A 7,130-nucleotide genomic window follows, 5' to 3' on the forward strand; every position below is an offset into this window, starting at 1 on the left:
CGGTCGGTGAGATCGCCGCCTACGCGATCGCCGGGGTGATCTCGGCCGACGACGCCGTGGCGCTGGCCGCCACCCGCGGTGCCGAGATGGCCAAGGCCTGCGCGAACGAGCCGACGGGTATGTCCGCCGTTCTCGGTGGTGACGAGACCGAGGTGCTGGCCCGGCTGGAGCAACTCGACCTGGTTGCCGCGAACCGCAACGCGGCCGGTCAGATCGTGGCCGCCGGTCGCCTGAGCGCGCTGGAAAAGCTCGCCGAAGACCCGCCGGCCAAGGCCCGGGTGCGTGCGCTGGGCGTCGCCGGTGCGTTCCACACCGAGTTCATGGCGGCCGCCCTCGAGGGCTATGCCGCCGCGGTGCAAAACGTCGCGACCGCGGAGCCGACCGCTGTTTTGCTGTCCAACCGGGACGGCCGGCAGGTATCCTCAGCTGGCGATGCGATAGAGAAGCTTGTCGCACAGTTGACTCGCCCGGTGCGCTGGGATTTGTGCAGCGAGACGTTGCGCCAGCGAAATGTCAAAGCGATCGTCGAGTTCCCGCCTGCCGGCGCTCTGGCCGGGATCGCCAAGCGCGAACTTCGCGGGGTACCGACGCGTGCCGTCAAGACTCCTGCAGACCTGGATGGTTTGGCAGAGCTGTAAAACCCTGGCCGCAAAGCCAGATCACCAAACAAGTCCGCCCCACAACCGCATACGCACGTCAAATCAGCAGTAACACAACATATTACGAAGGGAACTGAACGTGTCTGTCAGTCAGGAAGAAATCATCGCCGGTATTGCCGAGATCATCGAAGAGGTCACCGGTATCGAGCCCTCGGAGATCACCCCGGAGAAGTCGTTCGTCGACGACCTCGACATCGACTCGCTGTCGATGGTTGAGATCGCGGTGCAGACCGAGGACAAGTACGGCGTCAAGATTCCCGATGAGGACCTCGCCGGCCTCCGCACCGTGGGTGACGTCGTCACCTACATCCAGAAGCTCGAGGAAGAGAACCCCGAGGCCGCCCAGGCGCTGCGCGCGAAGCTCGAGACCGAGAACCCGGAGGCCGTCGAGTCGGTGCGCGCCAGGATGGAAGCCGACCACCAGTGACCAAACCTTCCACTGCTAACGGCGGTTTCCCCGATGTTGTGGTAACCGCCGTCACGGCGACGACGTCGATCGCGCCGGACATCGAGAGCACGTGGAAGGGCTTGCTGGCCGGAGAGAGCGGCATCCGCGTCCTCGAAGACGAGTTCGTGACCAAATGGGACCTGCCCGTCAAGATCGGCGGGCACCTCAAGGAATCCATCGACGACCACATGAGTCGACTGGACCTGCGCCGCATGTCCTACGTCCAGCGCCTGGCCAAGTGGCTCAGCGGTCAACTCTGGGAGAACGCGGGTAGCCCCGAGGTCGACCCCGACCGGTTCGCCGTCGTTGTCGGCACCGGTCTGGGCGGCGCGGAGCGGATCGTCGAAAGCTACGACCTGATGAACGAGGGCGGCCCCCGCAAGGTGTCGCCTCTGGCCGTGCAGATGATCATGCCCAACGGCGCCGCTGCGGTGGTAGGTCTGCAGCTCGGGGCCCGCGCCGGTGTGATGACACCGGTGTCGGCCTGTTCGTCGGGCTCGGAGGCCATCGCACACGCTTGGCGGCAAATCGTCATGGGCGACGCCGATATCGCTGTGTGCGGCGGTGTCGAGGGCCCCATTGAGGCCCTGCCCATCGCGGCGTTCTCGATGATGCGCGCCATGTCGACCCGCAACGATGACCCCGAAGGGGCGTCGCGTCCGTTCGATAAGGACCGTGACGGCTTCGTGTTCGGTGAGGCCGGTGCACTGATGGTCATTGAGACCGAGGAGCACGCCAAGGCCCGTGGCGCCAAGCCGCTGGCCCGGTTGCTGGGCGCCGGCATCACGTCCGACGCCTTCCACATGGTGGCGCCAGCACCGGACGGCGTGCGTGCCGGCCGGGCGATGACTCGCTCGCTGGAGTTGGCGGGCTTGTCCCCCAAGGACATCGACCATGTCAACGCGCACGCGACTGCTACGCCGATCGGTGACACCGCAGAAGCCAATGCGCTGCGAGAGGCCGGTTGCGAGCACGCTCCGGTTTATGCGCCGAAGTCGGCGCTGGGCCACTCCATTGGCGCAGTGGGTTCCCTGGAATCGGTGCTGACGGTGCTCACGCTGCGAGACGGCGTCATACCACCGACACTGAACTATCACACCCCCGATCCCGAGATCGACCTGGACGTCGTCGCGGGCGAGCCACGTTATGGCGACTACCAGTACGCCATCAACAACTCGTTCGGCTTCGGCGGACACAACGTGGCGCTGGCCTTCGGGCGGTACTGAGCAAGGCGTCCGGCGACGATGCGGGCCGCGAGCGGCCCGAGGAGGAGCCGACAAGTAGGAAAGGAACGTTCGCAAAAGCAATGGCAGGGTTGGCTACGGGGAATGGTTTCCCCAATATCGTTGTCACCGGCGTTGCCATGACGACTGCCCTGGCAACTGATGTGGAGACCACATGGAAGTTGTTGCTGGACGGGCAAAGTGGGATCCGGCTCCTCGACGACCCGTTCGTCGACGAGTATGACCTGCCGGTTCGCATCGGTGGGCACCTGCTCGAGGAGTTCGACAGCCAGTTGGACCGCGTTGAGAACCGCCGGATGGGCTACCTGCAGAAAATGGCCACGGTGCTCAACCGGCGGGTGTGGGAAAACGCGGGTTCGCCCGAGGTCGACACCAACCGGTTGGCGGTGTCGATCGGCACCGGCATCGGTTCCAGCGAAGAATTGATCTTCGCCTACGACGGCATGCGCGCTAAGGGTTTGAAGGCGGTCTCTCCGCTGGTCGTGCAGATGTACATGCCCAACGGCGCAGCTGCAGCGATCGGTCTACAGCGCGAAGCCAAAGCCGGGGTGATGACCGCGGTGTCGGCATGTGCGTCCGGTTCGGAGGGCATTGCCCGCGCCTGGCAGCAACTTGTGCTCGGCGAAGCCGACATCGCGATCTGCGGTGGCGTCGAGACCAAGATCGAGGCGGTGCCGATCGCGGGCTTCGCCCAGATGCGAATCGTGTTGTCCACCAACAACGAGGACCCCGCCGGCGCCTGCCGCCCGTTCGACAAGGACCGCAACGGCTTCGTCTTCGGCGAGGCGGGCGCCTTGATGGTGATCGAGACCGAGGAGCACGCCAAGGCGCGCGGCGCCAACATCTTGGCCCGGATCATGGGGGCCAGCGTGACATCGGACGGCTTCCACATGGTGGCGCCGGACCCCAACGGGGAACGAGCCGGCCATGCGATGACGCGGGCCATCCAGCTCGCCGGCCTTAAGCCGGCCGACATCAGCCACGTCAACGCCCATGCCACCGGCACTTCGGTCGGTGACGTAGCCGAGGGCAAGGCCATCAACAACGCGCTGGGCCCGGGCGGTGGCAACGCGGCGGTGTACGCACCCAAGTCCGCCCTCGGCCACTCGGTCGGCGCGGTCGGCGCCGTCGAGTCGATCTTGACCGTGCTGGCGCTGCGCGACCAGGTCGTTCCGCCCACCCTGAACCTGGTCAACCTGGACCCGGAGATTGACCTCGACGTGGTGGCGGGCAAGCCGCGGCCGGGCGACTACAAGTACGCCATCAATAACTCGTTCGGATTCGGCGGGCACAACGTGGCAATCACGTTTGGCCGCTATTAGATCGAACAATGATTGGAACAGGAGACCTGCGATGACGACCCTGGCCCCGGAAACGGTTGACGAGTCGCTCGACCCGCGCGATCCGCTGCTGCGCCTCAGCAGGTTCTTCGACGACGGCACCATCGAGCTCCTGCATGAGCGTGACCGCTCCGGTGTGCTGGCCGCCGCCGGAACCGTAAACGGCTTGCGCACAATCGCTTTCTGCACTGACGGCACCGTGATGGGCGGTGCGATGGGCATCGAAGGCTGCACGCACATCGTCAACGCCTACGACACCGCCATCGAGGAGCAGAGCCCGATCGTGGGCATCTGGCACTCCGGCGGCGCCCGGCTGGCCGAGGGTGTGCGCGCGTTGCACGCGGTCGGGCTGGTGTTCGAGGCGATGATCCGGGCATCGGGATACATCCCGCAGATCTCAGTGGTCGTCGGCTTCGCAGCCGGCGGGGCCGCCTACGGGCCGGCCCTGACCGACGTGGTCGTGATGGCGCCGGAGAGCCGGGTCTTCGTCACCGGGCCAGACATCGTGCGCACCGTCACCGGCGAGGACGTCGACATGGCGTCGCTGGGCGGCCCGGACACCCACCACAAGAAGTCTGGGGTGTGCCACATCGTTGCCGACGACGAGCTCGACGCTTACGAGCGTGGCCGTCGGTTGGTCGGATTATTCTGCCAGCAAGGGCATTTCGACCGCAGCAAGGCCGAGGCCCATGACACCGACCTGCATGCGCTGCTGCCGGAGTCGCCGCGACGCGCCTACGATGTGCACCCGATCGTGACCGCGTTACTTGACTCCGCAGAAGATGGGGGGGCGCCGTTCGAGGAGTTCCAGGCCAGGTGGGCGCCGTCGATGGTGGTCGGGCTGGGCCGGCTGTCGGGCCGCACGGTCGGGGTGCTCGCCAACAATCCGCTGCGGCTGGGTGGCTGCCTGAACTCCGAAAGCGCCGAGAAGGCTGCACGTTTCGTGCGGCTATGTGACGCGTTCGGTATTCCGCTGATCGTGATTGTCGACGTGCCCGGCTATCTGCCCGGTGTCGACCAGGAGTGGGGCGGCGTGGTGCGCCGCGGCGCAAAGCTGCTGCACGCGTTCGGTGAGGCCACCGTTCCGCGCGTCACGCTGGTCACCCGAAAGACGTACGGCGGGGCCTACATTGCGATGAACTCACGTTCGCTGAATGCGACCAAAGTGTTCGCCTGGCCCGACGCCGAGGTCGCGGTGATGGGCGCCAAGGCGGCGGTGGGCATTCTGCACCGGAAGAAGCTGGCCGCGGCGTCCGACCATGAGCGCGAGGCCCTGCACGATGAACTGGCCGCGGAGCACGAACGCATCGCCGGCGGCGTCGACAGTGCCATCGAGATTGGCGTGGTCGACGAGAAGATCGATCCTGCACACACCCGCAGCAAGATCACCGAGGCGTTGGCCCAGGCGCCGGCACGACGCGGGCGCCACAAGAACATTCCGCTGTAAGACGCTAGCCCGCCGCCGCTGGCTTGGTCGCGGTGACGGCGTGGGTACGGAGGAGCGGAAGTCCCCACCAGGCCCGCCAACCAAGATCCCGACGGACGACGTTCGCCATGCCCCGTTCCCGAAGCCGGGCCGCATACAGGCGGGTGAAGCCGATATCAGCGATCACGACGTGACCGCCCGGCCGCAGCACACGCACCGCTTCGTCGATCGCGGACCGCCGGGCAGGGTTACCCGGCAGATTGTGGATCGCGAGGCTGCTCACGATGAGATCGAAGGAAGCGTCGGGAAACGCAAGATCGGTCATGTCTCGGGTATGTAATTCGATGCGGTCCGCCACGCCTTCGGCGTCGGCGTTGGCCAGTGTCGCCTGCATGGAGTTGCCGGTCTGATCAGGTCGCCAGATGTCCACTCCCACAGCACGTCCCCGCGGTAGCAACTTGGCTGCGGCCAATAAGACCGCGCCACGTCCGCAGCCGAGGTCGAGCACGCGTTCGTCGCCGCGCAGCCCGATCTCGGTCAGCAGGCGCGCCCAGACTTCGAACTTTCCTCGCCGGCTGAACCGTGCAATGCTGACCCCGGCGCCGATCAAACCGACGGCGACCGCAGCGGCTGCGAGTCCCGCGATGACACGGCCATCCGCCAGCCACACAGCTGCCAAAACTGCTACGGCAGCACATATCAGGAGATAGCCAGCGAAGACAACCGGCGCGGGAATCAACCGGTAGTCGCCGTCCACCCCGTAGCGTCCGCGCGGGCGAGCAAGCTCCGCTGTCAGCTCAGTCATCCAGATCACCTCCATAGGTTGCCGCACGGAAATTTCCGGCGAGCCGTTCCAGGATCGGAAGAGCCTTCGCCGCAGCGCGTTTCACCGCGGCGTTGCTCGGCGCATCCGTTGGTTCGAAAGCCCGCCGCACGGTGTCAGCGAGCTGATCCGCCTTCTGCTCCAAGGTCAACGTGATCGCCGGCGCGTGAAAGGGCTCTGCCGCAAAGAAACCGAAGACGATCGTGGGCAGCGTGTAGTCAAGGTCCGTCAAACGCAGGCCGGGACGCAGCATGGACTCCGTAGCGAGTACAGCCAGATAATCGCGGTTGACACCAAGTTTGCTTTCCTCGAGCCGCTGATGATGCGCCGCGGCCAGAAAAGTCCCGAGGGTATCGGAGTCGCGGGTGTAGAGCGCGCGCAGCACCGGACGGTTCATCGCCTCGACGAACAGCCGCCGCAGGTAGCGATGCAGCGCGACTTCGGCCGGATTATTGCGGACCGCGTCGACAATCGCGTCGGCCATGGCCGCCGCCTCGCGTGCGCTGACCGCGTGGAACACTTCCTCCCGCGAACGCCAGTGCAGATAGATGGTGCCCTTACCGACGCCGGCACGGCGGGCCAATTCATCGATGGTCACCCGGCGATAGCCCCACGACAGCAGCAAGTCGCGGGCGGTATCAAGAATCCGATCAGCCCGTTCTCGTCGATCGCCGCGGGAGCGTTCCACCACCACGGCAGCCACTCTATGACTAAAATACGATTTTGGTCAACAGTCAGGTTCAGGAGTCCAAGAACTGCTGAACGGCCTCGGTGAGGATTCCTCCGCCCCTGGTGTTGAGGTGAATGCCGTCGATGTGGAACTGCCAACCGTTGACACGAGAGATCCGATCAAAGCTTTGGCGCAGGATCATTTCCCGAAGCAGGTAGTCGCGGTAGAAGGATGCGAACGAGAAGCGGGTAAACGCCTTGGCCGTCCCCGCACCTACGAGTTGGTCCTCGAAAGATTCCCAGAACGGGATGTAGTCCGTACCCTCCGTTGACGCGACCTTGTGTATGACGTCGTTGTAGGTGGCGATCAGTTCGTTGAGGCGTGCCTGGACAGGATGACGGGAATTGGGGTCTTCTCCCAGGGGGGCAAGCGAACTGAGCGCGATCCCTGGGTTGGCGCCGCGCTGCAGCTTGTGCACGATGAAGTTGAGGTTGTCCTCGAAGCGCGCCGGTGATGGCTC

The 7,130-nt window shown here is 65.3% G+C and carries 8 protein-coding genes; 5 read left to right on the forward strand and 3 right to left on the reverse strand.

The window, feature by feature from the left end; translation table 11 throughout:
* The 5 genes from WB785_RS01100 to WB785_RS01120 form a co-directional block, all read left to right on the forward strand.
* A partial coding sequence (locus tag WB785_RS01100; RefSeq protein WP_424076863.1) for an ACP S-malonyltransferase occupies positions 1-638 on the forward strand: 638 nt, incomplete at its 5' end.
* 100 nt (positions 639-738) lie between these two features.
* On the forward strand, positions 739-1,086 hold the full coding sequence (gene acpM, locus WB785_RS01105; RefSeq protein ID WP_424076864.1) for a meromycolate extension acyl carrier protein AcpM: 348 nt from the start codon (positions 739-741) through the stop codon (positions 1,084-1,086).
* Complete coding sequence (gene kasA / locus WB785_RS01110) at positions 1,083-2,333, forward strand: 3-oxoacyl-ACP synthase KasA (protein ID WP_424076865.1); 1,251 nt, start codon at positions 1,083-1,085, stop codon at positions 2,331-2,333. Before acpM ends, kasA begins: the two co-directional genes overlap by 4 nt.
* Before the next feature lie 80 nt (positions 2,334-2,413).
* Positions 2,414-3,673 carry a 3-oxoacyl-ACP synthase KasB gene (gene kasB, locus WB785_RS01115; RefSeq protein WP_424076866.1) on the forward strand — a complete coding sequence of 420 codons (1,260 nt, stop codon included), beginning with the start codon at positions 2,414-2,416 and terminating at the stop codon, positions 3,671-3,673.
* A gap of 31 nt (positions 3,674-3,704) precedes the next feature.
* Positions 3,705-5,138: an acyl-CoA carboxylase subunit beta gene (locus WB785_RS01120; protein ID WP_424076867.1), complete on the forward strand. Its 1,434-nt coding sequence runs from the start codon at positions 3,705-3,707 to the stop codon at positions 5,136-5,138.
* Positions 5,139-5,142: 4 nt separating this feature from the next.
* Here the strand turns inward: WB785_RS01120 and WB785_RS01125 are convergent, their stop codons facing one another.
* The 3 genes from WB785_RS01125 to WB785_RS01135 form a co-directional block, all read right to left on the reverse strand.
* Entirely contained in the window at positions 5,143-5,922 is a 780-nt protein-coding gene (locus WB785_RS01125; RefSeq protein WP_424076868.1) for a class I SAM-dependent methyltransferase, read from the reverse strand.
* Positions 5,915-6,634, reverse strand: a complete 720-nt coding sequence (locus WB785_RS01130) for a TetR/AcrR family transcriptional regulator (RefSeq protein WP_424076869.1) — start codon at positions 6,632-6,634, stop codon at positions 5,915-5,917. The genes WB785_RS01125 and WB785_RS01130 overlap by 8 nt, the downstream gene beginning before the upstream one ends.
* 46 nt (positions 6,635-6,680) lie before the next feature.
* The coding region (locus WB785_RS01135) for a hypothetical protein (protein WP_424076870.1) at positions 6,681-7,130 on the reverse strand (450 nt) is incomplete at its 5' end.

This window comes from Mycobacterium sp., assembly GCF_049585075.1.
Taxonomy (GTDB): domain Bacteria; phylum Actinomycetota; class Actinomycetes; order Mycobacteriales; family Mycobacteriaceae; genus Mycobacterium.

Bases quoted from the DNA above. Each gene is read 5' to 3' on its own strand.
- WB785_RS01125 (WP_424076868.1), bottom strand. From the start codon at position 5,922: ATGACTGAGCTGACAGCGGAGCTTGCTCGCCCGCGCGGACGCTACGGG.
- WB785_RS01120 (WP_424076867.1), top strand. From the start codon at position 3,705: ATGACGACCCTGGCCCCGGAAACGGTTGACGAGTCGCTCGACCCGCGC.
- kasB (WP_424076866.1), top strand. From the start codon at position 2,414: ATGGCAGGGTTGGCTACGGGGAATGGTTTCCCCAATATCGTTGTCACC.